The sequence below is a fragment of the Sorangium sp. So ce693 genome (genome assembly GCF_051521375.1).
Classification (GTDB): Bacteria; Myxococcota_A; Polyangia; order Polyangiales; family Polyangiaceae; genus Sorangium; species Sorangium atrum.
In genome coordinates this window covers 3,991,418-4,016,847 of record NZ_CP150347.1, presented here as the reverse complement: position 1 = coordinate 4,016,847, position 25,430 = coordinate 3,991,418, and the positions used below count along the sequence as shown (strand labels likewise).

Below are 25,430 nucleotides of genomic sequence, written 5' to 3'. Positions count from 1 at the left end.
GCGCGCAGCACGGCTCCTCGGCTCGCGGTCCGGCCGAGCACCTCGAGCGCGCGCCGCGTCCGCCGCGCCATCGCTAGCGCGCACCGCGCCATCCGCACCCGCACCCGCACCCGCTCGAGGCCTCGCCCGTCATCGTCTTCTGGAGGAGGCCGGGATCCGTTGCGAAGGAGATGGCTCGGTGATGGAATGCCCCCGTGGACCGTGACTCCGTACTTGCGCTGTTTGACCAGCAGATCAGGCAGGGGCGCTCAGGCGAGCTGGCGCCTGAACGATCCGGCTTCGCCCGCCACGCCGTACGGGCGGAGGGCTCGGACGGGAGCTGGGCGACCATCGTCTGGTCCGACCTCGATGAGACGACCGTGGACCTCGCGATCGCCGAGCAGATCGCGCGCTTCGCACCGCTCGGGCGTGCCTTCGAGTGGAAGCTTTACACCCACGATCGGCCGGCGGACCTGGGGCAGCGGCTGGTCGCTGTCGGTTTCCATCCGGAGCCGGAGGAGGCGCTGCTCGTCGCCGATACCGCCGAGCTCCCCACGGAGGTCGTGTTGCCCGAAGGCGTGCGGCTGCTTCCCGTGACCGATGCCGAAGGCGTGCGGCTGGTCGTCCGGGCGCACGAGGCGGCCTTCGGTACGGATCACGCTTCGCTGGAGCGCAGGCTGGTGACGCAGCTGGCAGAGGAACCCGAGGCGATGGCCGCCGTCGTCGCGATGGCCGGCGACGTCCCCATCTGCGCTGGCAGGGTCGAATTCCACCGAGGGACGCAGTTCGCCAGCCTCTGGGGCGGTGGGACCGCGCCTGCGTGGCGTGGTCAAGGCGTTTACAGGGCGCTCGTCGCGTACAGGACCCGCCTCGCCGCCGAGCGCGGTCATCGTTACCTCCAGGTCGATGCTCGGCCCGACAGTCAGCCCATCCTGTCGCGGCTCGGCTTCGTCCGACTCGGCACGACCGTCCCGTACATTTACGAGCGGTAGGCGGCGGGCAGCGAGGCGCTGAAGGGGTGGAATCACGGCCTCGAACACCCACCCCGGCTCACTGATCCCTCGTGATCCAGGAGATCTACAATGGCGACCTCTGGTCGCAGCGTGTCTGGTTGCTAGTGCGGCGGCTCGGGCACGAACTCGGCGCCCAGCCGGAAGATCAGGAAATCCTTGATCACGTTGCTGCTGTCGCCGGGCCAGATGAACGGGCTGCCGGCGCCGCGGCTCGGGTTCCACTCGTACCACATCCACCGGGCCGCCTCGTCGATGCCGCAGACGATCGGGAACTCGTTGCCGGGCACCGGGACGTCGGTGGCGGTGTCATTCGCCTCGCCGAACACGACATATCCGCGCTCGGACACCTCCGTCGTCACCCAGCCGACGCTGGTCGTCCGCGGATCCAGGCCTCCGCCGTTGCAGCGCGCGATGTGCTGGTCGATCGTCTCCAGCGTCGGCCCGTGCGAGCCGAGGTCGTAGTCCTCGCCGGTCGCGCAGACCTCCCACGCGCCGTTGCCCGTGAAGACGGGCTCCGCGCCCTCGCGGAAGAACTGGCCGATCACGCCCTGCGTCGAACAGCGAGAGCCAGAGCGGGAGCGAGACGTAGGTGCATTGCACGAGGATCGGCGACGTCGCGGCGCACGTAAAGCCCCACCGCGGGCGCCCGATCGAGGTATCCCGGCGTCGCGCTGGCCTCGGACCGCGGGCCCGGCCAGCGCCGCTGCGGCTGCCCTGGAGCTACCACCGATCCATCTGAAAGTGATCGCGCACGATCCATTGAGGCGTTCCGCAGTCGTGAACGCTGCCCAACGTGAACCGCTGGCCAAAACCGCGCAGCTCCGCCGTCTGCTCGGGTGTCGCGGAGGTGATGTTCGCCAACAGCCGCAAGCTCGGCAGCCCCTCGGCGCGCAGAAGCGACAACGCCGCGTCCGCGCCGAGCGGCGTGAAGAAAGACATGAGCAGCTCTAGCGATCGATCTCGAGCGTGGCTCAACGCGTACGCGGCCGCGTCGTCGAAGTCGCTCTCCTCCACGTTCAACCGCTGCAGCGAGGCCCAGCTCGCGCTCTCCGCCAGGTCACGCCAGAACGCCGGACCCGCCGGAGTTCCCCACAAGCTCAGCGAGCGCAGCCGTGCCGCCAGCGGCAGACCCGACAGGCGCGGCATCATGCCGGCATCCACCTCGCAGCAGCCGAGCGCCAACCGCTCCAACCGAGGCCAGCATGCCCCCTCGAACAGCGTGCACAGCGACCCGCTCAACACCCGCTCGTTGAAGCCCAGCGACAGGTGCCGCAACTGCAGCCAGGCACCCGCGCCGTGCAACGCCTCCAGCCCGGCGTCCCCGATCCGCAGATTCCACAACCCCAGCTGCTCGAGCTCCTCCTTCGGCAACACGCGAGCAAACTCCGCCATCACGGCGTCCCCCTCGAAGCTCGCGCCGCTCGCCTCCAGCACCAGCTGCCGCAGCATCGTCGCCGCGGGAGCCCGCGCCAGCGTCAACGCATCCCCTGCGTCGAGCAAGGCATCGGACAACAGCAGCCGTCGCGGCTTCAACGACTCGAGCGCAGCCAGGCACTCCTCCAGCTCAGCGCGCGGCACTTGCTCGAGCTCCAGCGAGCTCGCGTCCAGCAACGGTACTCGAGTCAGACGCCACAAGCACGCCGCATGATGTTTCCTCACCCGGCGCACCTTGAAGAGCCCCCACTCGAACTCGCCGTCGACCCCATCCTCGTCGCTCAGCTCCCACTCCCCGCGAAGCTCTTCCCGCGCCCTCCGCCGCGCTTGCCACGCTCCCGCCTCGTCGGCTCTCACCCGCCGCTCCCATTCGATCAACTCAACCAGCGGATCACCCGCCGCGCGCAACGTCTCGGCGTACGCGAGCCAGGCCAGCCCATCGGTCGGATCACGCCGCAGCGCGGCCTCGGGCTCCCTGTCGTTCATCGTTCGCCCTCAGCGTCGCATTGCCTGCCATGGCGGGGTTGCCCTTGCACCATCGCGCAAAGATACACCCTTCGTGCACGCCTGCGACAGGCAATGGTGGAATTTGCTCTTGTCGCGCAAAGATGAACATGCTGAGGGGCGTCGCTTGAAGTGGATTGCGCCTCTTGGTGGGTGCGCGCCGTGTCGCGGACGCAAACAGGGCGCCATTCGACGTGGCGGCGATCCCTCTCCACGCGCTCTCGCGTCTTTGCGCTGGATTCCATCGACGTGATAGCCTCGCGCCGTGCAGCGCCCGCAGCAGCTCCGCGAGATCTTCTCCGCGTTCGCCCCACGCGTGATCTCCGGCCCGATATCGCATTACGGCGGCCTGCGGCGGAGCGCGGAGAGCTTCTGTGAAATCGCCCCCGGCTCCTCTGCCGAGCTCTCCGACGCCCTCGGGACGGCCCATCGGCACGGCGTCCCGGTGCGGATCCGCGGCCAGGGGCACGGCCTGAACGGCGCGTCGCTGCCCGACGTGCACGAGCTCCTCCTCCGCACGGAGCGGCTCGGCGACGTCCGCTTCGAGGCGGAAGGCACCGTGACCGCGGGCGGCGGCGCCGTGCTCTGGGACGTGCGCGACGTCGTGGAGCGCCACGGCTTCACGGTGCCCGTCGTGAACGACGGCCACGCAGGGCCCTCCGTCGCCGGCTTCGTCGCCGCGGGCGGCTTCGGGCCGGGCTCCAGCCTGTACGGGGGCTTCTGGGAGAACGTCGCGGCCGTGACGCTCGTCGATGGCACAGGCCAGCTCCGCTGCGTCGGCAGGGACGACGCGCTCTTCCCATGGCTGTTCGGCGCCATGGGCCAGCTCGGCGTCGTCGCCGAGGCAACGCTCGAGCTCGTCCCGCGCGACAGGGCGAATCCCCCGCCCTACCCGACCGGCGCTGGCGCCGCCCGGGAGGTCGTCGCCGCCTCGCGAGAGCTGAAAGGGCCTGGGCTGGACGAGCATGAGCGCGATGAGCAGCTCGTGTGGTTCACGCTTTTCACCCCGGGAAAGCGGCTCGCCGTGGCGCAAGCGCGGATCGCGGCCCTCGAGGCGGCGCACGCAGGCCTCCTCGACTACCGCCGGCGCTACGTGTACCCGATCCGCCAGCGGCGCCCCGTGCCTCCGCTGGTGTATCCGCGCGACGAGCCGTTCTTCGCTATCGGCTCCTGGGGCGCCCTGCGCCTGCCCCCCGGCGACGCGGCGGGCCCGCTGCGCGCCTACGCCGAGGAGCTCACGAGGCACGCCGTCGAGCTCGGCTGCCGCCGGTACATCCAGTCCGAGGCGACCTGGGACGTCGACGCCTACCGCGCCTGCTTCGGCGACGAGACCTACGAGGCGCTACGCAAGCTCAAGGCGCAGCACGATCCAGCGCTCCTCCTGAACCGCGGAGCGGTCTTCGCTCCATGAGACGGGGAATCACGGCACCGCCCTCACGCCACGACATCGCGGGAGCGCTGCTGCCCGTCTCACCCGATCACCCGAACAGCGCCACGTAGGGCGTGATCCCGAGATAGGCCTTCGCCTCCAGCGGCACGCCGGGCCGGTAGACCAGCTTGAGCATGACCCCCTGACGGAGGCGCGCCGGCCACCCGCGGCCCGGCCAGCTCCGCGCCTCCGCCGGCCAGCCCAGGACCGCATCGCGCTTCTCCGGCGAACACGCGCCCAGCGCCACCAGCCGATCGAGCACCGTCGCCCAGCGGACATCCACGACCGGATACGAGATCTCCAGACCCAGCATGGGCTGCACCTCCGCGTCGACGTCGAGGTGGAAGCTGACATGGCTCGTGAACGGGACCACGCTCTCGAGCAGCGCATCGATCTCCGCGATCGCCCCGGGCCAGCCGACCCGGGCCAGGTACGCAGGGACATCGGCCTTCGCCATCGCCACCACCAGCCGGACCGCGGCGCTTCCCCGCGCGGCGAGCGGCGCGACGTGCATCGCCCGCCCGCCTGGAGGCAGCTGCGCGAGGCACAGGAGCAACGCGCCCTCGACCGCCGGCGGCACGGGCCCGCCGAGCAGGAGCGCGAGCGCCCGCCTGATCACGCTCGCCCGCTCCGGGATCGCGGCGCCAGCCGCCGCGCCGGGGCTCGCCGGCACGAGGCCGCCCACGAGCCCGGGCTCGACACAGGGGAACGGGTACGGCGCCGGCACGGGTCCAGGCAGCGCACCGGCGTCAGGGAGGTCGAGCTCGAGCCAGAGCAGCGGGACACCCCGGTGCAGCGGCGAGCCGGCGTCAGCCCACTCGGCGCAGAACTCGACGACCCTCGCCCACGCCGGCGTCGCGAGCAGGTCGAGCTCGGCGCGCCGCCGCACGAGCTCGCGGTGGCCGCCCTCCGCCGCGATCAAACACACCAGCAGATCGACGCGCTCGGACGCCCCGAGGCGGCACTCGACAGCGACGCTGGACGCCGCCGCGGGCAGGCCGCCCGCGACCGCCGCGAGGCGCGCGCATGCCGCCGGAGAGACCAGCGCCGGCGGGAGCAGCGCCGCGTCCGGCGCCATCAGCGCATGGAGCGGGACGATCAAGGCGCGCCTCTCCGAGCGGCGACGCCGCCCCGCGCGCTGGGCGCTCCGCTCATCGCACGCGAGCGCGCTCCACCTCGAACGCCCTCGGCAGCGTGCTCTCGGCCTTCTGCGTCCGCGCCTGCACGCCAAACCAGTCGGGGGGCGCGTTGCCGAGGTTGAACTGCACATCCATGCGCGAGCTCTCCCCGGTCACCACGTTCGAGACCACCCCTCGAATCACCGTCTGCCCCTGGACCAGCGAGCACTGCATGGCGCTCTCGAAGAACGTGCCGTAGACGACCAGCTTGACCACCTGCCCCACCACGCCCGCGGGCGGGTAGACGGCGGTGACATGGAGCACCGGGCCAATCCAGTTGACCACCGGGTCCGGCGACCGCATCGGCAGGCGCTCGACCTCCCGGGCGACTGCATCGGCGATGCGCTTCGGATCGCGCGACCGCAGCACCGCTCGCTGAGGATCGGAGAGGCCGGCGGCCTCCATGGTGTGCTCCGGATCCTCGGCGAAGGCCGCCTGGAGGTTGGGATCGCGGGCGAGATCGGCGATGAAGAACATCAACATGGGGGCCGCTCCACGGTGGGGTGATGCACGCGACGACGAGCTCGCGCGCGCGGCGCCGCACGGCGTTCACCGGGGCGGCGTGTGGTAGTAGATATAGCTCGACGTATCGCAGTTCGATACGACGATGTCCAGCTCGGTCGAGTACGTGTAACGCACCTGCACCTCGTCGCCGGGAACGAGCCGCCGGGCGAAGGAGATCCAGCTCCCCCCGGGGAGCGAGGCGACGTCGCGCGGCGCGACGAGCGCGCCATTGCGACGGATCTCGTCGATCTGCTCGATGACCTGGCGAGAGAGCGTGACGACGGCTCGTTCGCGCTGGATGCGAAACGTCTCCGTCGCTGTCCGCAATGCCTCGCGGCCCAGGTCGGCGAGCGCGATGGTCTCTTGCACGGTGCTCGTCGCAGACACCCAGACGGGCTCCGGGCTGAAACCGCCGCCCTGGCCGAGGTAGATCTGCATCGGCGCGCCCAGCGATTTCGGCGGCGGCGCAGGACCCCAGCGGCCCGCGATCACATCCAGCACGCCATCGCCGCTCACGTCGGCCAGCGCGACGCCTGCCCCCCAGCCGAGGCTCGCCGACCGCCAGGTCGGACCCGGATCGAGCTGCGGCGCATAGGCCTCGAAGCGGGTCGAGCTGGCGCTCGCCGCGCCCGCGCCAGCGCCGGCCGCATCTCCGCCCGTGGCCGCCGCGCCCGCGCCCGCCGCCGGCGCGGCGGACACGCTCGGCGCGCGCGCGCTGCCCGACCGGCCGATGCTCGCGCCATAGTCGCTGTACGAGACGACGAGCCCGGTGGAGGCCCCGAGTCGCCCCGCGTCCAGGAACATCGGGTATCGGATCGCCTGGCTCGCCGTCCAGCCCGGCTCCCGCGGGAGCGAGATGACGCCGCGATCGCGCAGCGCGGCGCGGAAGATCGGGACGCCCGGCATCGCTACGGCGAGATCCAGGAGGCCGTCCTGATCGATGTCGGCGAACTCCATGCCGAAGCTGTGGTCGACCCTGGCGCTCTTCCAGACCGGCAGCGAGGACAGCACGCCATCGACGTTCTCGTAGATCCGCGCAGGGCCCGGCGCGACGCCCTCCTCGAACGCGACGGAGGCCGCGAGATCCAGATCCCCGTCGCCGTCCATGTCGCCCAGCGCGCAGCCGACGCTCGAGTAGCTGTCTCCGCTGCGGTAGCTCGGCGACGGCTCGAGCGCCCCGCCGCGATTGCGATAGACCTTGACGTGCCCCTGCTTCACATCCTGAGGAGGCATGGGGCCGACGCTCACCGCGACGTCGATCCGGCCATCGCGATCGATGTCCCCCACCGCGAGCCCGGTGTTGTACTCGAGATCCCGCGACGACCAGCTGGGCTGCTCAGGGAACCGGCCGGTCCCGTCGTTGTAGTAAACGACGACGGGCTTCGCCGCGAGGTCGTTGCCGTTCGCGATGATGATGTCCTTGAACCCGTCGCCGTCGATGTCGGCCAGCCCCATCCCCATCGAGTCCGCGCCCTCGTCGGCGGACCGCCAGCCCGGCTCCGTCCGGTACGGCAAGCGCATCGGAGCGACAGCCGTCGCCGCCTGCGCCTGCGATTGCGATTGCGTCGGCTCGGGCGGCGTCGCGCGGCCTGCCCCCGTGGCGCAGCCCGACGGCGAAAGGAGCGCGAGCCACAGGGCCACGGTCGAGGTCGCCCCCGCGCGAGCGGCGCGCCGGACGCGCCATTCATCCAGGTCGGTCGCAACATGCATTGCGCGCGCGACACGCAATGCGTGCGAGGCGCGCGCTACGCGCCGGCGCCGATCGAAGATGGAGCCGTCTCGGTCCCTGGGCAGGTGTTCAAAGCTCGGGCTCTTCCGCGCCACAGACCGGAGGATAGTTCAACAGCGTCGGATCCATCACGCCATCGTGGCGCCGGTGACGCGTCTGCAGGCGCCACGCGCGCCCTGTGTCCCGGGTACAGCGTACACGCGCGTGGAATGACGCACACAGCTCATGGCGCTGTGCTCGGGGTGCGGCGCGGGGCCGCAGGTCAGCGCGAGAGCGGGCTCGCCGCGCTGCACAGCTCGCGGCGCCCCGCCGACAGGGCCTCCATCAGCGCGGTGTCCTCGGCTGGCTTGACGAGGTGCTTGTCGAAGCCCGCCTCTCGCGATCTCCGCCGGTCCTCGTCCTGACCGTAGCCGCTCAGGGCGACGAGGCGCGTCGCGGCGAGGGACGGCTCGGCGCGGATGGCGCGGGCCACGTCGTAGCCGTCCATTCCGCCCGGCAAACCGAGGTCGCACAGGACCACATCCGGAGGGCGCGTCCGGGCGGCCGTCAGGCCGGTCGGGCCGTCGAACGCCGTCTCCACGTCGTAGCCGCTCAGGGTCAAGAGCATCTCCAGGCTCTCGGCCGCGTCGTGGTTGTCCTCGATCACGAGGACGCGAACCCCCTGCCGGCTGGCCTCCTCCCCGTCGGAGGCGGCCGACAGGTCCCGGGCGACCGGCGCCGCGAGCGGCAGCCGCAGCGTGAACATCGAGCCGCGGCCGGGCCCCTCGCTGTGAGCCGCCACAGTCCCGCCGTGGAGCTCGACGAGCCCCTTCACCAGCGCAAGGCCGAGCCCGAGCCCCCCCTTGCTCCGGGCCAGCCCCTGATCCGCCTGGCTGAACGGATCGAAGATGCGCGACAGCAGCCCCGAATCCATCCCGACGCCGTCGTCCTCGACCGTGATGACGGCCTGTCCAAACACGCCCCCGTCGCGCCCGGGTCCCGGAGGGCCCGCCTCGACGCGCACCCACACACGCCCGCCCCCGCTCGCGCCCGCGTCGGTGAACTTGCCGGCGTTCTGCAGCAGATTGCCCAGCATCTGCGCCAGCCGGGTGTCGTCACCCTCCACCCAGAGCGGCTCGTCCGGCGCGCTCACGCGGAGCGCCACGCCGTCGGCCTCGAGGTTCGCCCGGTAATCCTCGGCGGTCTGGCGGACGATGCCGACGAGATCGCAGCGCGCCTTGCGGAGCTGGATCCGGCCGCGGGCGATGCGAGAGATGTCGAGCAGGTCGTCGATCAGCCGGACCATGTGCGTCACCTGGCGATCGATCACGTCCCGCGCGCGCCGCTGCACGGGATCCGCCGTTCCGACCCTCCGGAGCATCGCGACGGCCGTGCGGACGGGCGCGAGGGGATTGCGCAGCTCGTGGGCGAGCATGGCCAGGAACTCGTCCTTCCGCCGGTCCGCGTCCCGCAGCGCCTGCTCTGCCAGCTTGAGATCGTGGATGTTGATGGCGATCCCGAACCAGCGGACGATCCGGCCAGAGGCGTCGCGGATGGGCCGCCCGCGCACCTTGAACCACTGGTATCCGCCGTCGCGCCACCGGATACGGTACTCCAGGTCATACGGAGCGAGCCCCCCGACGGCGGCGCGCCAGGAGGCGAAGACCCGCTCCCGATCGTCCGGGTGCAGGACCTCGAGCCAGCGGTCGCCGAACTGCCGCTCGGCGGGCACGCCGGTGAACTCGACCCATTGCTCGCTGAAGAACTCGCAATAGCCGTCGGGCCGGGTCGCCCACACCATGCCCGGTATCGATTCGAGGGTCTGACGGTGAAAGAGCTCGCTCTCGCGCAGGGCGGCCTCGGCCCGGTGGCGCTCGGTCAGATCCAGCATCGAGCCGATCATGCGGGTGGGCGCGCCGCTCGCGCTCCGGCCGATGTAGCCGCGGTCGAGGAAGGGCGCGTACGAGCCGTCGCTCTTGCGAAAGCGGTACTCGTCGGTCCAGCTCTCCCTGTCGCCTTCGATCGCCGCGCGGATCCCCTCGGATACCCGCGCCCTGTCCTCCGGGTGGATGCGGTCGTACCAGCCCTCGGGGCCGTCGCCGAGCTCCTCCGGCGTGCAGCCGAAATGCTGGACGACCGCTCCGTTCCAGTAGACCCGGTTCGTCTCCAGATCCCAGTCCCAGATCACGTCGTTCGTGGCGCGGTTCAGGAGGCGATACTGCTCCTCGCTCCGCCGGACGGCCGCCTCGGCCTCCAGCCGGGCGGCTTCTGCGCTGGCCGCGCGCTCGCGGGCCTCGCTCTCCCGCAGCGCCACCTCGGCCTGCCCGTCCGCGGCGGCGCCCTCGGCGCGCTGGCGGCTAGCCCCGTCCACCCGTGTGCTCCGCATCGTCGTCCTCGCCCGGAGGTTTGCGTAGTGGCGCGCGCGGCGTTTCGCCACCCGCCGGCGCGCTCCTCGCGCCGAGAAACGACGCCGGAGACCTCGGCGATGCGGGCCCCGCGCGGGCCCCGTCAGCCGACGCGACCTCGTCCGTGCGGTTGCGCGCGCGACCTGTGGTAACAATGCATAGAGCGTGGCTGCGCTGGGGAAATCCGCGGAAGAAGGCGCCGCCGACGCGCTCAAGCGACAGCTGGCCGAGCTCGGCGGCGCCGAGGTGTTGCTGCAGGCGATCCTGGACAGCGCATCCGATTGCATCCTGGTGATCTCCCCGGACGGCACGATCCTGCTCTCCGGCCGCGCGCTGCCGAGGGTGAGCTCGACGAGCCTCCTGCGGACGAGCGTCTACGAGCACATCGCGCCGGAGACGCGAGAGGCGGCCCGCTCCTGCGTCGAGCGCGTCGTGCGGTCGGGGGCGCCCGACAGCTGCGAGTGCACGATCCCCAGCGAGCACGGCCAGCCGGCGTGCTATGAGGCGAGGATCAGCCCCATCCTGCGCGGCGGCCGCGTCACCACCCTGCTCATGATCTGCGCCGACGTCACGGAGCGGAGGGCGACGGAAGCGGCGCTCCGGAGGAGCGAGGAGCGCTATCGTTCCGTGATCGCCGCCCTCGACGAGGGGATCGTCCTCCAGGACGCGAGCGGCGCGATCCAGGCGTGCAATGCGAGCGCCGAGCGCATCCTCGGGCTCACGTCCGCGGCGATGGCGGGCCGGGAGAGCCGCGATCCCCGCTGGAGGGCCGTCCACGAGGACGGCTCTGCGTTCAACGGCGACCTGCACCCGGCCATCGTGACGCTCCGCACGGGGGCGCCGCAGAAGAACGTGATCATGGGGGTCCACCGCCCGGAGGGCGAAATGGCGTGGATCTCCATCAACTCGCAGCCGTTGCTCCGCCCGAGCGAGTCCATCCCGTACGCGGTGGTCACGTCATTCCACGACATCACGGAGCGCAAGCGCTCCGAGGAGGAGCTGAGGAGGAGCGAGGAGCGCTTTCGCGCCACCTTCAACCAGGCAGGCTGCACCGCCTCGTCGAGGAGCTGCTCGATATCTCGCAGATCACGGCGGCGCCGATGACGGTGGCGCCGCGGGAGGTCGATCTCAGCGCGCTCCTCCGGGACACCCTGAGCGGGCAGGCGGCGCTGCTCCGGCGCGCGGCCTGTCCGATCACCGTCGACGCGCCGAGCGCCGTCAACGGGCACTGGGACCCGGTGCGGCTCGAGCAGATCATCACCAACCTGCTCTCCAACGCGTCCAAGTACGGCGGCGGCAAGCCCGTCGACGTGGCGCTCGAGGCGTCCGGCGACATGGCGCGCCTCACCGTCCGCGACCGCGGGATCGGCATCGCGGCGGCCGATCACGAGCGGATCTTCCGCCGCTTTCAGCGGGCGACGACGTCGCGCCATTACAGCGGGTTCGGGCTGGGGCTCTGGATCGTGCGCGAGGCGGCGGAGGCGATGGGCGGCGCGGTCCGCGTGGAGAGCCGCCTGGGCGAGGGCGCGATGTTCACGGTCGAGCTGCCGCGCGCGCGGCAGCACGCCGGCCGCTGATCAGCTCGCGTCAGGGGGCATGATCCCGCGCACGAGCTTCTGCGCGCTCGCCATGCTGGAGACCAGGCTGTGATGCTGGACGGCCTTCTCGACCGCCGCCATGAGCCCCGACACGTCGCCATTCTTGTCGAAATAGCCGAACGCCTTGTGGGTCGAGAGCAGGTCTTGCTTCTCCAGGATGTCCTGGAACGCGGTGTAGAAGATGATCGGCACCTTCGGGAACAGCGCCTTGATCTTCAGGTAGGCAGTGAGCCCGTCGATACCCGGCATGCGGATATCCAGGATGACCAGGCTGACCATCTCCGTCATCGCGGCGATGCCCTCCTGCGCGCTCGCGTACAGCCGCACGTCGTAGTCATGCCGCATCGTGAACGCGAGCGCGGACCGCATCCGCGGGTCGTCGTCGATCACGACCACGATCGGCCGCTCCTTGCCAGGCTCCTCCGGCGCCTCGTCCGAAGCTTCGCGGAAGCGCCTGGTGAATTTCGCCGATGTCATCTTGGCGCCTCCTTTCAATTCCCGGAGAGGTTGAGTTCGATCCGGCCGACGGGCGCGCCGGCCGGGTGCAGCGGTTGCGGCGGTTGCGGCGGTTGCGGCGGTTGGTCGAGCGCCGCGCGCGGAAGCCGGACGACGAACGTCGTTCCGCGCTCGGCGGCGCTCTCGACGTCGATGGTCCCGCGGTACATCGCGACGAGGCGGGAGACGAAGCTGAGCCCCAGGCCCACGCCGGTCGTCGGCTTCGTCGAGAAGAACGGCTGGAAGATCTTCGAGAGATCCTCGGACGAGATCCCGTCCGCGTTATCGCTGATGGTGATGACCTGGAGCTCCCCCTCGTCGATCGTCTCGACCCGCATCCGCCGGCCGCGGCCGTCGCCGACAAGGAGCAGCGCGTCGCGCGCGTTCAGGACGATGTTGCTCACGATGGAGTCGAAGTGCGACTCGTACCCGACGACCACCGAGCCGCCCCGGAGATCGAGCTCGACCGAAACGCCCTGGCGCGCGAACTCGTCGCGGTGCCGCGCCGCAACCGACTCGATGACGCGGCGGAGGCTCACGACCTCGTCGCCGGCGAGCGCGACGCCGAGCTTCGAGTACTCCAGGATCCTGTTCGTGACGCTCAGCGCGCGCTCCGTGCAGTCGCCCACCATGCGGAGCACGCTGTCGAGCGTCTCCTCGGCCTCCTCGAGCTCGCCCAGATAGGCGATGGCCGCCTTGATCTTTCCCTCCGGGATGTCGCCCTTGAGCAAGTCGAAGAGCTCGCCGAGCCGGGCTGCGTTCTTCGCGCACAGCGTCTCGCCGCCCTGGGTCACGGACTCGAGCACCATGGCGGCTCCGGAGAGGGCGTTGCGCATCTCGTGCGCGAAGCCGCCCGCCATCTGGTTCTCGACCGCCTCCCGCTCCAGCCGGACGATCGTCGCGTGGGCCTGCTGGAGCTCCGCCGTGCGCTCGCGGACCTTCTGCTCCACGCCCGTGTAGAGCTTCGCGTTCTCGATGGAGATCGCCATCTGCGAGGACAGCATCGAGAGGAGCTCCAGCCGATCCTGGGTGAACGTCCCGGTCGCCGTGTTGTTCTCGAGGTAGATGGCGCCGTAAAGGTCGTTATGGTGGACGATGGGCGTGCACAGGACCGACCTCGGACAGCGCTGCGCGACGTAGTCGTCGCGCTGGAACTGCCGGTCCGTCGAGGCGTCGGAGAGGACGACGCACTGGCCCGTCCGCGCGACGTACTGCACGACAGCGGCCCAGACGAGCGGGCGATCGTGCGCCGCGGCCTTGTCGAGGGGCAGCCCCGGGAAGCGCGTGTCGTCGCGGCCGTCCGTCCAGTCGACCTCGGCCTCGATCCGCAGGCCGTCGCTGTCCCGGAGGACGAGGCAGCCGCGCTGGGCGCCGGCGTTCTCCATGGCGACCGACAGGAGCTTGGCGAGGAGCTTGTCGAGCACGATCTCCCCGGAGATCGCCTGCGCCGCCTTCAGGACCGTCCGTAGATCGAGGCGCGATGCGCCGAGCGACGTGGTCGTGACGAACGTCCGCGAGGGCGCGATCTCCGAGGATCGCTGAGAGTGCGCCTCGCGCGCGGCGAGCTGCGGATACCGCTCCTCCAGGTCCTGCGCCTTGCGGACGGCGCCCCAGAGTCTGTAGTGGTAACTCGCGTCCGCGAGGTACACGCGCGCGAGCTTCTCTTTCCCCTGCGCGAGCCAGAACCGCCCCGCCAGCTCGCAGGCCACCGCGGCCTCGTTCACGTAGTCGTGCTCCGAGGCGGACGCGATGGCGCGGTCGTACAGGTCGAGGGCCTCGGCCGCGCGGCCGTCGAGCCGCGCGAGCTCGGCCTCCACGAGCAGGTACCGGTGCAGGAAGTTGCTGGCGCACGTCGCGGACAGCGCCCTGAGCTTCGCCTGGTTCTCCGACAGCTTCGCGCGGTAGCGCGCCTTGTCCTCCGGCGAGGCCGCCGGGTAGAGCGCGGTCATGGCAAGCGAGTAATAGAAGGTGTGCAGCGGCGTGAACACCTTGCCCGTGCTCGCGCCGAGGGTCGGCTCCGTCTCGGCAGCGTGCTTGTAGGCGAGCTCGTATTCGCCAAACACGAAATAGAGCATGGCCTGCGCCGTATGAATGTAATTGACGGTGTTGAAGTTCTTTGTCGCGTAGAGGCCCGGGAGCGCCTGCTCGGCGTCGAAGAACTCTCCCTCGATCTTCGCCGCGTGCTCGGACCTGCCGGTGAGGTTCCGGATGACCTGCCGCCACACGCTGAGCTGGTTGATGACCTGCTCTTGCTTGAACCTGAACACCTCCTCGATGTACCTGTCGAACATCGACTCGAGGTCCATGAGGTTCTGCCCGGAGACGGCGCCGCAGACGAAGGCGTTGATCAGGCAGTACGCGGCGCTCTCGGCGTCGCCGTTCTCCGCGTAGCTCAGGTATCCTTCGATGAGCGGCGCCTGGCTCTCGCGGGCCGGACGGTAGAAGTGCCGCGAGAGCCCGTAATAGAAGTTGTAGACGCTCGCCTTGTAGAACGGCTCGTCCCGGCGCCGGTGCACCGCGATGGCCAGCTCACCGAACTGGGATCCCGTCGCGATGTCGCCAACGCCGGCGTTGACGAGCACGCTGAACGCCGCGAACGCATAGGACGAGAGCGGCGACTCGCCGTGATCCATCGTCAGGTCGAGCGCGCGGCAGATGAAGAGCCCGAGCATCTCCGGCGCGGCGAAGTAGGACGCATGGATCGCGCGCCGGAGGATCACGAGCGCGGCTTGCTTCGGCGCCTCCGTCATCGGGGCGAGCTGGCCGAGGCGCTCGAGGCCGATCTCGGCGACCTGCTTCGTCGTCTTCGTGTAGGCGTCGAGGAAGTCCTGCATGCCGGGGCTCGCCGGGAACGTCTCTCCGAGCTGCGCGAGCGCCTCCACGGCGATGTCCACGGCCTTCCGGAACTCCGCCTGGGTGTGGTGATAGAGGATCAGGAGCTCGTAGAGCTTGCTCCTGTGGATGACGTCGTGGATCTCGCACAGGGCGGCGTCGACGAGCTCCTTCATCGCGCCCCAGTCGGCGTTCATGCACGCCGCCTCGGCCGCGCCGACGTGGAGCGCGCTCATCAGCGCAGGATCGCCCTGCCATGCGCTCGCGGGCAGGAGCGAGAGGCCTCGGGCGAAGTAGCCGCGCGCCGCGTCGAAGGCGGCGGAGAGCAGCGCGCGCCGGCCCGCGAGCAGGTTCAGCTCCGCGAGGCGCCGCTGCTCCGCGGCGTCGCTCAGCAGGTCGGCGCCGCGGTTCAGGTGGTAGACGACGTCGAAGACCTTCTCCTCGGGGGCGCGCCCGCCCAGGCTCCGCAGGAGGAGCCGGCCGATGTCGGCGTGGAGGCCGCTGCGCTCGCCGTCCTCGATCATGGCGTACGCGGCCTGCTGGACGCGATCGTGGAGGAACCTGTAGTCCGGGAAGACGAGCGGCGCGGCGAGATCGTCGGGAGCCGCGGACTCCATCGGGGAGAGCGGGACGATGAGGCCCTCCTGCAGCGCGGGCACGAGGTGCCGGTAGGCATCGCCGCGCGTCTCCTCGCGGATGACCGCGAGCCTGCCCAGGTCGAAGCGGTTGCCGAGGCAGGACGCCGACATGAGCGCTCGCTGCGTGGCCTCGGGGAGCTCCCGGAGCTTGCCGATCATCAGGTCGACGACGTTGTCCGTGATGTTCCTGGACTCGATGTGCTCGACGTCCCACGTCCACGCCGCGAGCCCGGCGTCGTACCGCAGGCACCCGGTGTGGCGCAGCGTGCGGAGGAACTCGTTGACGAAGAACGGGTTGCCGCCCGTCTTCCGCGCGACCAGTGCGGCGAGCGGCATGACCGCCGCGGCGTCCGCGCGCAGCGCGTCCGCGAGCATCCGGCAGACCATCTCGGTGCCGAGCGGCCCCGGAGAGATCTCGTGCACCCGACCGACCGCCCCTTCCCGTCGAAGCGCGGCGATCGCGGCCGAGAGCGGGTGCGCGGCCCCGACCTCGTTGTCGCGGTAGGCGCCGATCACGAGCAGGCCGCGCAGCTTCGCGTCCGTCATCAGGAGCTCGATGACCCTGAGGGACGCCGCGTCGGCCCACTGCAGGTCGTCGAGGAAGATGGCCAGCGGGCGCTCGGCGTCGCAGAACACGCGGACGAAGTTCTGGAGGACGCGCACGAAGCGGTTCTGGGACTCGGCGGGCCCCAGCGCCGGGACGGCCGGCTGGTCGCCCACGATGCGCTCGATCTCGGGGATCACGTCGACGAGGACCTGCCCGTTCACCCCGAGCGCTGCCTTGATCTTCGAGCGCCACAGCGCGAACTGCGCCTCGGGCTCGGCGACGATCTGCCGCACCAGGTCGCGGAACGCGCTGGTGATCGCGGTGTACGGGGTGCTTCGCTGGAGCTGGTCGTACTTGCCCGCGACGAAATACCCGCGCGCCTCGGTGATGGGCTTGTACAGCTCGTGCGCCAGCGCGGACTTGCCGATCCCCGAGTATCCTGCGATGAGCATCAGCTCGGCGCTGCCCCGCGCCGCGCGATCGAACGCCTCGAGCAGCGCCTGCACCTCGCGCTCGCGCCCGTAGAGCTGCTGCGGGATGCGAAGCTCGCCGGAGGCGTCGGCGCGGCCCAGCGGGAACGGGGCGATCTCGCCCGTGGCCGCGAGGCGCCGCTCGCACTCCTCCAGGTCGTGGAGGAGGCCCGCCGCGCTCTGGTAACGGCCCTCGGCCGCCTTCGCCATGAGCTTCATCACGAGGTCCGACAGGACCTCCGGCACGCCCGGACAGCGCGCGCGCGGCGGGGCGGGCTCGCGCGCGACGTGGCAGTGGACGAGCTCCATGGCGTCCGTCGCGCTGAAGGGCGGCGCGCCCGTGAGGAGCTCGTAGAAGGTGGCTCCGAGCGAGTAGAAATCGGTGCGATGGTCGAGCGACCGGTTCATGCGACCGGTCTGCTCGGGAGAGATGTAGGCGAGGGTCCCCTCGAGCACCGCGGGGCTCTTGATCGAGAGCTCTTCCCGTGAGAGCCGCGTCGAGATGCCGAAGTCGATGATCTTGGCGGCGCCCGTCTCGCGGTTGAATACGATATTGGACGGATTGATATCCTTGTGTATGATTCCGCTTCTGTGCACTTCGTGAAGGGCGCGCGTGATCTGGATCGCAAGCCGGACGAAGTCCGCGGCGTCGAACGGGCGGCGCTGGAGGTGGTGGAGGTGGTGCGCCAGCGAGCGGCCGCCGAAATCCTCGAGGACGAGGAGGAGCCCGTTCTCGTGTCTGCACAGGTCGAGCGCCCGGACGACGCCCGGCACATCCAGGTCGCGGAGCACCGCGTATTCATGCCGGTAGCGCGTGAGCTCCGTCTGGCTGGGATAGTCCGAGCGCAGCAGCTTGAGGATCACGGCGCGCCCGTCTCCGGCGCGCTGGCCCCGGTAGACGCGCGAGCTGCCGCTCTCGTAGATCTTGTCGGTCGCTTGATAACCCGAGATCGTCAGCATCACTCCCCTTGACGTCAGACGTGCTCTGGCGCGGTCAGGCCCGGTCAACAGCCCACGGCGTGGCATGCCCCCACCACGAATGTGTCCTGGATAGTAACACGAAGACGCTTCGAGGCTGGACGAATCTCGCGGGACGGCGTGGGTGGATGTCCGCCGTTGATGCATGTTCTGGCTCAAGGTGCCACTTTGGGGGCGGGGCCTGCGAGGTCTCCAGACAGGCAGCAGGGAACAGAGGGCGATGGCCCGCATGGAGCCGAGACTCTGCCCAACCGCTCGTTCGCCCGGGTGTGAAGTCCGGAGGCGCGAGAGGTGGCACGATCTGCGTCAGGACATCAGGCCGAGCCTGAGGAGCGCATCGGCCCAGAGCGGCCAGAGCGTGCGGTAGGGGTGGGTCGCCAGCACCACGCCGCCGCTCGGCAGGCGACGGACGTGGAACCGGGCGTGATCGACCAGGAACTCGAAGTGGTCGAGGGTGATGTCGACCTGCAAGAGCGGCGAACCGTTGCCTGTCTCCGTGCCCTGTCCGTCGCGCCCCGTGAACGGAAGCGTCCTCTCGTAGATCTCACGCGCGCGCGGCTCTGCGGCGCGCCACGCGCCATCGGGCTTCTCCGCCGCTGCTTCGAGCGCCTCGATCAGGGCGGAGGGCGGCGTCGCGAGCGCCTTGAGAACGGTTTCCCGGGAGAGCGAGCTCGAGTGCCCGCTGCTATGTCTCAGCGCGACGCACGCTCCAGGCGGCGCGGCTTCCGCCCGCGCGCGGAGCGCTTCCAGCGGCAGGCCCGCGATGCGCGACACCCTCTCCTTGTCATGGAGGCAGATCCACGAGAGGGCGAGATCGCGCCCGATGTCGCGAGCGTCTGCGTTGTAGGTGGCGCACAGGCCGACCGGCGCGAGCCAAGTCCGCGCTGTCGTGCAGCCGCCCGTCGGGACGCGCCCGCTCGCGTCCGGCGCGCAGAGGCGGAGCAGGACGTCGTCAATGTCTTCCAGCGCCATGTGCCACGCGAGCACGGCCTCGGCCTGCACGGAGCGCGGGCCCCTCCCCAGGGCGAGGTCCATGTGCATGGGGCAAAAGTCCTCGATCTCGCGGGCGTGCATGTGGATGGGGCCCATCGGCTTGAGGCGTTCGCTCCTGTCGGTGAAGCAGCGAAGAATGCAATGGACGAAGTGTTCGTAGCTCAGCGACGCGACGAAGTAGGCTTCGGCGTCGGTGCGCCCGAAGTGGGCGCGGAGCATGCTGACCACCTCGTCCACGGAGGTCGTGTTGCATTCCGTGTCGCGGTCCATGATCGCGCGGATGCCGTACTGGGGCGCCTTGATGAGGGCCGACAGCGCCGCGCCGAACGCGTCGACCCGCTGTGCCTCGTCGCACCAGGCGAAGAAAAACGGCCCTTCTCTCATTGCTCGATCCTCCTCATGGTGTAGCCTGCGTCAGGCCATCAGGCCGAGCGCGAAGAGCGCGTCGGCCCAGAGCGGCCAGAGCGTGCGGTAGGGGTGCGTGGCCAGCACCACGCCGCCCCTCGGCAGGCGGTGCACGTGGAACGGGGCGTGATGCTCGATGAATCGAGTGTGCGCTCCCGTATTCACGATCACGTTCTCGGTGGGCGCACCCTCCTTCGCTGCCTGAATGGTCTCGAGCGCGATCGGCTCGATCGCGCGCCACGCGTCGTCCGGCACAGCGGAGGCTTCGAGCGCTTCAAGCAGCGTGGCCGGCCGCGTGGAGAGGGCTGCAAGGACTTGCTCGCGCGTCAGCTCGGCGTCACCCGCGAGCGCGACGCGCGTGCCGAGCGGCAGGACCTCGCCGCGCGCGCGCAGCGCGTCCTCCCTCTCTGTGAGCTCGATGGACTTCCTCCAGCGCGCGCGCGGATCGGGTTCATCGCGCACGAGCAGCCCCATCCTCTCCCTCTCTGCGGAATCCTCCAGCTCGGCGTGCTTGCGCGCGCGCGCGACGGTGCCCGCGACCGCGATCCGCGTCCCGCGCGGCGCGGCCTCGATACGCGCTCGGAGCGCATCGAGCGAGTTGCCTGCGGCGCGCGCCACCTTGTAGCCCTCGTGGACGTGCACCCATGACAGGGCGAGATCGCGCGCGACGAAGGAGTCCGCGTGGTATGTTGCGGCGAGCTCGATCGGTGGACCCCAGGCATTGAGGTCTGAGCACCCGCCGGTCGTCACGTGTTCGCTCGAGCAGACACGGATCAAGAAATCGTTGATGTCCTGCTGGACATGCACCGACATCACCGCGGCTTCGACCTCGACGGAGCGGGCGCCGACAGCCACGTCGATGCTGTTTGGGAGCAGATCGTGATGATCGCCGCTCGATGCGCTCAGAGGACCGTCCGGGGACCGACGCTCGTGCTTCTCGTCGGCGCAGCCGATGGTGAGCGGGATGCCGTGGCCGAAGCTCGTCATGGTCCAGAAGCTCGCTCCGATGCTCACATCCGTGCCGAAGGCCGAGCGAGCCACTTCCACGGCTTTCTCGATGGGAAGCGCGGCGTAAGACCTATCGGGACCGGCGAGCGGATGGATCGAGAGCCTCACGAACCACCCCGGCATGACGAGAGCGGACAGCGCAGCCGCAAGCGCGTCGACCCTGTGTCCCTCGTCGCACGCCGCATACAAGCGAAGGGGCTCCTCCCTCAGCGTACGATAGCTGCTTGCGCGACTCACGACGCGATGCCCTCCGACCTGAGCGGAACGGCTACATCATTTACACCTTGCTGACGGACCATTGGTTTCCCTTCGTCACGGAACCAGGTCGGCGACCATCGCGGCCCTCTTGCCGGCCGGCTCCAGCCGTCATTCCCCGTGCTTGATCTTGACCCATGGCGTCACGGCCTCCCGAGCGTGTTGCTTGGCTTGACGTCACGACATCAAGCCGAGCACGAAGAGCGCGTCGGCCCAGAGCGGCCAGAGCGTGCGGTACGGGTGCGTGGCCAGCAGCACGCCGCCGCTCGGGAGCCGCCGGACGTGGAAGGGGGCGTGCTCTTCGAGGAAGCGGGTGTGCTCACGCGTCGTGATGTCTACCCAGAAGGCGGGTGGGACCTCCCCCGCGGCTTCGTCGTCGAGCTGGCGGCGTAGCTCCATGAGCTCGCGCGCCTTCGGCTCGGCCGCGCGCCACGTGTCATCGGGCACCGCCGCGGCCTCGAGCGCTTCGAGCAGCGTGGCCGGCGGCGTCGCGAGCGCCTTGAGGACGGTCTCGCGCGAGAGCGAACCCGTGAGCTCGCTCGTGCCTTTCATGGGCACCCGCGCGCCGCGCGGCGCGGCGTCGACACGCGCGCGGAGCGCCTCCAGCGACGTGCCTGCGATGCGCGAGACGCTCTCCTTGTCATGGAGGCTTACCCACGAGAGGGCCAGATCGCGCGCGAGCTCCGCGGCGTTCGTGTTGTAGGTCGCGGACATCGCGACCGGGGCGATCCAGTCCTCCTCGCCCGTGCAGGCGCCGGTCGGCACGCGCCCGCTCGTGTCCGGCGCGCAGAGGCGGAGCAAGAGATCCTCGACGTCGCCCTGGACCACATGGTAGGCGGCTGCGGCCTCGGCCTCCACGGAGCGGGGGCCCCTGCCCACGGGGATCTCGTAGGGGTAAAAATCCCACTTGCGTTCGCCCGCCTTCGCATTCAGGGGGCCGTAAGGATGGTCACGCTCGCTTTCTTCAGGGTAGCACGCGAGGCTCAACCTCATGACGCGCTTGGAATCGTTCGGCCTCACGCTGGAGCCTACGTGAGCGCTCTTCAAACCTCCGAAGTGGGCGCGCACCATGGCGAGCGCCTCGTCGATGGAGCACGTCCTGCACCTCAGGCTCGCGCTCATCATGAGGCTGATGGCATACTCTGGGATGACCAGCGCGGACAGCGCCGCCGCGAGCGCATCGATCCGTTCTGGCTCGTCGCACCAGGCGAAGAATCGAGGTCCTGAGTTGCTCATAGGCGAATCACCATGATGGGTTTGTTGAAGCCCTCGAGGGTAACGGTCTCGCCAGCGTCCCAATCGAACAGGTAGCCGTCCTTGACGGTGAACTTCTTCGGCTCGAACTTCGCCCCCTGCTCCATGATGAGCTCAAGCCGAGCCACGTCTCCCTCCAGCCCCTTGTCCTTCAGCGCCTTCATCGCATTCGTGAGCTGATCGAGCACGTCGCCGACCGGGATCGTTCCGCCGCCCTTTGCTTCGCTCACGATCAGCTTGTGCCCGCTGGATATCGAGACGAAGTCGGGCGCCATGCCCTCGGAGCCACCGGGGCTTGAGTGTTTCGGAATCCCGACCACCTCGCGCACGGCGTCGTCGCCGACCCCGACGAGCGATCGACCATCGTCCACCAGGAACTTCGCCGCCTTCTTCTCGAAGATGTCCACCTTCTTCTGCTTCGTGACCGCCCCGCGGAGGTTCTTGTACCCCCGGACGCGTTTCGTCTTCACGATCTTGGCGAACGCCTCCTCGATCTCGGCGATCTCCCCGGCCACCCGGATCGCGGCCGGTCGCAGCCCACCGCTGGTCTTGACCGCGCGCCACATCGGCCCGACCGCCCCGAGCCCGAAGCCCAGCCCCGAGAAGATCCGCTCCTCGTCGCTGAGCTCCTCCCCCGAGGGCAAGCACCAAGCCTTGCCCGTCACCGCCTCGCACAGGTCGAGCGCCGGCCCCACCACCGGCACGAACCCGACGCCGATGCGCGTCGTCGCGTGCACCAGCGTCTGCATCACCTCCGCGTACGCCTCGAACCCTTCGCCGATCGTCGACATCGCCCCCGCGAACGCGCTGATCGTCTGGTAGAGCTGCGTCTGCTCCAGGTCGAGCCCGTCCCCCGTCCACTGGTTCAGGCTGTCCTTCATCTGGTCCGCCAGTGCATCGAACCGCGGCTTCAGCACCGTGTCCACCTGTGCCCGCAGGTCTGGCGGCACCGGCGAGTCCTCGAACCAGTCCGACGCATCCATGTACCGCCGCACGACCGCCGTGATCCGGTTCTGTGCCTTCAGGAACGCGTTCGTCTCCGCAACCGACACCCCCATCCGGTCGCGCAGCGCGATCTCCAGCGCCGCGCTGTTCGCTCGCCACGCCCTCACGTTCGCCACGAAGTCCGCCCGCGCGACCACCACGTCGCCGCTCACGTCGGCCTCCAGCGCCGCGATCACGCCGTCGGCGTACGCCGCATACGGGTCCCTCCCCTCCTCGAACGCTCCCTCTACCTCGGCGATGTCCGGCACCTCGACCCACGGCACCTCGCTCTCCCCGAGCGCATACGCCCACGGGTCGTCCGGGTTCCATCCCTCGGCGCGCGCGTCCTGCGTCGCGAGGTCCGCCACCTCGTCGGCCTGCGCGCCGAACTCGTCGATCAGCCGCCCGAGCTCGTCCTCCAGGTCGCTGACGCTCTTCTTCAGGTCGTCGACGAGCTGCTCCATCGCCGCCCGCGTAGCCGGGTCGACCACGTCCTCGTAGCGGTCGAGGATCGCGTCGAGATCGGTCCGCGAGATCTCGTCCAGCGGCCGGCTCACCAGGTCGTGCAGCTCGGTGTCGAGCTGCCGCAGCAGATCCATCCGCGCCCGGAGGTCCGCTATCTTGGCGGCGTTCCGGAGGATCGCCTCCATCAGCTTGCCGATGGCGACCTCCAGCTCCGCGATGTCGCGCGCGAGCGCGGGGTTGATCTCCGCGAGGCTGAGGTCGGCGACGGTGCTGCCATTGAAGCCGGTCCCATCGCGGCGGATGTCGAAGAGCGGCTTGTTCAGCCCGAGCGGCTCCGAGACGAGGTGCACCACGTCGTGCGCGTGGGTACACCAGTTGCCCCCGTTGACGGTGTGGACCCCGAAGTCGAACTGGTTGGCCCCCGTGAGGAGCAGCACCGAGTCGAACCCCGCCTCGAGCGTGTTGCTCCGAGAGCCATCGCCTTCGACCTGCAGCGCGCCCGGGATCCCGTAGGTGGGCAGGGGCGTCTGGTTCACCTCGAAGAGGGCGTCACCCTCCGTCTCCAGCTCGCCGCTCGCGCACGAGTCGACGTCCTGGCGGTTGCTCCAGAGGATGGTGTACGGCGTGCCGGCCCACGCGAACGACGGCGCCAGCACCGCCAGCGCCGTGACCAGCGCGACGAGCCTCTGGAACACCGCGGCGCTCCGCCCGCGCTGCGCAACATCCTTCGAGCCGCTCATGTCCCCTCCGCGCCGCGCACGGCGGCGTCATACGCGATCGCGGCGCCCTTCACGTCGCCAGCGTCGAGCCTCGCCTGAGCCGCGTCGAGCTCCGCCGCGCCCATCCCCTTCTCCCGCAGCGCCGCGAGGCCCGCCGCGATCTTCTGCGGCAAGCCCGTCCTGAGCTCGGCCTCCGCGGCGTCGAACCGCCCTCGGAGCGCCGCACACCCCGCCTCTCGCCACGAGGACGACGCCGCCTCGCAGAGCGGCCGCATCTGCACCAGCGCCAAGAGCTCCCCGCACCGCTCGGCCAAGAGCGGCAGCCCCAGCTTCTCGCTCATCGGCGGCGCCGCCGACAGCGCCGCCGCCCGCGCGCGCGCTCCCTCGCTGAACGCCTCCGAGGCCCGGCGGAGCCGCGACCGCGCGCTCGCCTCGCGCACCCCCTCGTCTGCCTTCAGCGCGACGAGCGCCTGCCGGCGCAGCGCGATGCCGCCGAGCAGCGTCGTCGCCGTCGCGTCGCTCCGGGCGACCCGCCGCTGCGCGTAGCCCAGCATCGCGCTCAGCGAGCGCAGCGCCCCCGACGTCATGTCCGGCACCACCGCGCCGTGCGTCGCAAGGACCTCCCTGTGCGGCGCGATCGCCTCGTCGAACGAGACCGCGAGCGCCTGGAGCTCCGCCGACAGCGTCATCACCTCCGCGGCGAGCTCGCTCGGCGCGCGGCTCGCCTCGCGCGCCGCCGCGAGCACCGCCCGCTCCACGCCGTCGAGCTCGTCGATCGCCGATCGCGACGCCTGCGCCGAGAGCGCCGCATACGCCGCCGTCTCCGCCGCCTCGGTCGCGCGGTACGCGGCGAAGCGCGCCGCCGCGCCCGCGTACCTCGATTGCAGCGGCGCGCCCTCGTCCCGGGCTCGATCGAGGACGGCCTGCACGGCGGCCATCGCCAGCTTGTCCGCGCCGATCGCTGCGGCGAGGGGCTCCTGCTCGGCGCTCGCCTTGCCGGTCATCGCCTCGTTGAAGTTGTCGGCCGCATGGATCGGATCGGCCTGGAGGGCCTCCTCCTGGCTATCCCTGATCAGCCGGAGCAGCTTACCGAGCTCGCCGTGGAGCGTCGCCCGGAGCGACTCGGCGTGCTTCCTCTCGTCGCGCACATAGGACACGACCCGATCGATGGTATCGAACCAGGCCCCGAGCTCCGCCTCGTTCGCGATGAGCTCGTCGGGCGTCACGCGACCCGACCACCGCGCCCACATGAATATCGGCAGCTCGCCGTCCGCTTCGGCCTTGTTCCACGCGCTGGCCGGGCCCTCGCTCGCGTCGACGCAGTGCTCGACAACGCCGGTATTCGGTATCGCGCAGATCCACCCGCTCAGGGGCTCCTCGTGATCCCACAGGCACGCCGGCGCCGTCGCACCAAGCACCAGGGCGGCAAGGGCCGCCGCAACGATCGTCACCAATCGCGCCGTTCTCATCTCATTGCCTCCACCCCGCGATTTTTCTCGCCAAAGCACGCTCACCCGCACGTTCTCCAGGCGCAAGCGCCCTCACGAAAGCGGTAGGACATTGCTCGGCCGAGGAGCACGTGGCTGGCCACGCAGATCCACGGAAATCCACGGAAAATGGATGCAAACTGGCCGC

General features: G+C 70.2%; 17 protein-coding genes. 4 read left to right on the top strand and 13 right to left on the bottom strand.

Annotated elements, in window-relative coordinates:
* Nucleotides 1-194 precede the first annotated feature (194 nt).
* On the top strand, nt 195-971 hold the full coding sequence (locus tag WMF14_RS15310) for a GNAT family N-acetyltransferase (protein WP_437801719.1): 777 nt from the start codon (nt 195-197) through the stop codon (nt 969-971).
* Between the two features lie 122 nt (nt 972-1,093).
* On the opposite strand, the gene WMF14_RS15305 is transcribed toward WMF14_RS15310, so the two are convergent.
* Together WMF14_RS15305 and WMF14_RS15300 are read right to left on the bottom strand one after the other, a co-directional pair.
* Nucleotides 1,094-1,537 (bottom strand): hypothetical protein, encoded by a 444-nt coding sequence (locus WMF14_RS15305; RefSeq protein WP_437801718.1) that lies wholly within the window; start codon nt 1,535-1,537, stop codon nt 1,094-1,096.
* 175 nt (nt 1,538-1,712) lie between these two features.
* Nucleotides 1,713-2,912 (bottom strand): hypothetical protein, encoded by a 1,200-nt coding sequence (locus WMF14_RS15300; RefSeq protein WP_437801716.1) that lies wholly within the window; start codon nt 2,910-2,912, stop codon nt 1,713-1,715.
* Nucleotides 2,913-3,195: 283 nt separating this feature from the next.
* Between WMF14_RS15300 and WMF14_RS15295 the strand changes: the two genes are divergently transcribed.
* Nucleotides 3,196-4,341, top strand: a complete 1,146-nt coding sequence (locus WMF14_RS15295) for an FAD-binding oxidoreductase (RefSeq protein WP_437801714.1) — start codon at nt 3,196-3,198, stop codon at nt 4,339-4,341.
* Nucleotides 4,342-4,408: 67 nt separating this feature from the next.
* Here the strand turns inward: WMF14_RS15295 and WMF14_RS15290 are convergent, their stop codons facing one another.
* From WMF14_RS15290 to WMF14_RS15275, 4 genes are all read right to left on the bottom strand, one after another.
* Nucleotides 4,409-5,461: a hypothetical protein gene (locus WMF14_RS15290; protein ID WP_437801712.1), complete on the bottom strand. Its 1,053-nt coding sequence runs from the start codon at nt 5,459-5,461 to the stop codon at nt 4,409-4,411.
* Nucleotides 5,462-5,510: 49 nt separating this feature from the next.
* Complete coding sequence (locus tag WMF14_RS15285) at nt 5,511-6,020, bottom strand: hypothetical protein (protein ID WP_437801710.1); 510 nt, start codon at nt 6,018-6,020, stop codon at nt 5,511-5,513.
* A 66-nt stretch (nt 6,021-6,086) separates the two neighbouring features.
* Entirely contained in the window at nt 6,087-7,751 is a 1,665-nt protein-coding gene (locus WMF14_RS15280; RefSeq protein WP_437801708.1) for an FG-GAP repeat domain-containing protein, read from the bottom strand.
* Nucleotides 7,752-8,032: 281 nt separating this feature from the next.
* Entirely contained in the window at nt 8,033-10,120 is a 2,088-nt protein-coding gene (locus tag WMF14_RS15275) for a hybrid sensor histidine kinase/response regulator (RefSeq protein WP_437801706.1), read from the bottom strand.
* Nucleotides 10,121-10,319: 199 nt separating this feature from the next.
* Between WMF14_RS15275 and WMF14_RS15270 the strand changes: the two genes are divergently transcribed.
* Both WMF14_RS15270 and WMF14_RS15265 read left to right on the top strand, forming a co-directional pair.
* Complete coding sequence (locus WMF14_RS15270) at nt 10,320-11,258, top strand: PAS domain-containing protein (protein WP_437801704.1); 939 nt, start codon at nt 10,320-10,322, stop codon at nt 11,256-11,258.
* Nucleotides 11,255-11,731, top strand: coding sequence for a sensor histidine kinase (locus tag WMF14_RS15265; protein ID WP_437801702.1), 477 nt, complete (start codon nt 11,255-11,257; stop codon nt 11,729-11,731). The genes WMF14_RS15270 and WMF14_RS15265 overlap by 4 nt, the downstream gene beginning before the upstream one ends.
* Here WMF14_RS15265 and WMF14_RS15260 read toward each other — a convergent pair whose 3' ends face one another.
* The 7 genes from WMF14_RS15260 to WMF14_RS15230 all read right to left on the bottom strand — a co-directional run bounded on the left by WMF14_RS15260 (nt 11,732) and on the right by WMF14_RS15230 (nt 25,246).
* On the bottom strand, nt 11,732-12,229 hold the full coding sequence (locus WMF14_RS15260; RefSeq protein WP_272103658.1) for a response regulator: 498 nt from the start codon (nt 12,227-12,229) through the stop codon (nt 11,732-11,734).
* A 14-nt stretch (nt 12,230-12,243) separates the two neighbouring features.
* The gene (locus WMF14_RS15255; RefSeq protein WP_437801699.1) at nt 12,244-17,694 is read right to left on the bottom strand and encodes a trifunctional serine/threonine-protein kinase/ATP-binding protein/sensor histidine kinase; all 5,451 of its coding nucleotides are present in this window, start codon (nt 17,692-17,694) and stop codon (nt 12,244-12,246) included.
* Between the two features lie 324 nt (nt 17,695-18,018).
* Nucleotides 18,019-19,089, bottom strand: a complete 1,071-nt coding sequence (locus WMF14_RS15250) for a hypothetical protein (RefSeq protein WP_437801697.1) — start codon at nt 19,087-19,089, stop codon at nt 18,019-18,021.
* Nucleotides 19,090-19,119: 30 nt separating this feature from the next.
* Nucleotides 19,120-20,241, bottom strand: coding sequence for a hypothetical protein (locus WMF14_RS15245; RefSeq protein ID WP_437801696.1), 1,122 nt, complete (start codon nt 20,239-20,241; stop codon nt 19,120-19,122).
* A 309-nt stretch (nt 20,242-20,550) separates the two neighbouring features.
* Entirely contained in the window at nt 20,551-21,609 is a 1,059-nt protein-coding gene (locus tag WMF14_RS15240) for a hypothetical protein (RefSeq protein WP_437801694.1), read from the bottom strand.
* Complete coding sequence (locus WMF14_RS15235) at nt 21,606-23,816, bottom strand: hypothetical protein (protein WP_437801692.1); 2,211 nt, start codon at nt 23,814-23,816, stop codon at nt 21,606-21,608. Before WMF14_RS15235 ends, WMF14_RS15240 begins: the two co-directional genes overlap by 4 nt.
* Nucleotides 23,813-25,246, bottom strand: coding sequence for a hypothetical protein (locus WMF14_RS15230; protein ID WP_437804216.1), 1,434 nt, complete (start codon nt 25,244-25,246; stop codon nt 23,813-23,815). Before WMF14_RS15230 ends, WMF14_RS15235 begins: the two co-directional genes overlap by 4 nt.
* Nucleotides 25,247-25,430: the final 184 nt, after the last annotated feature.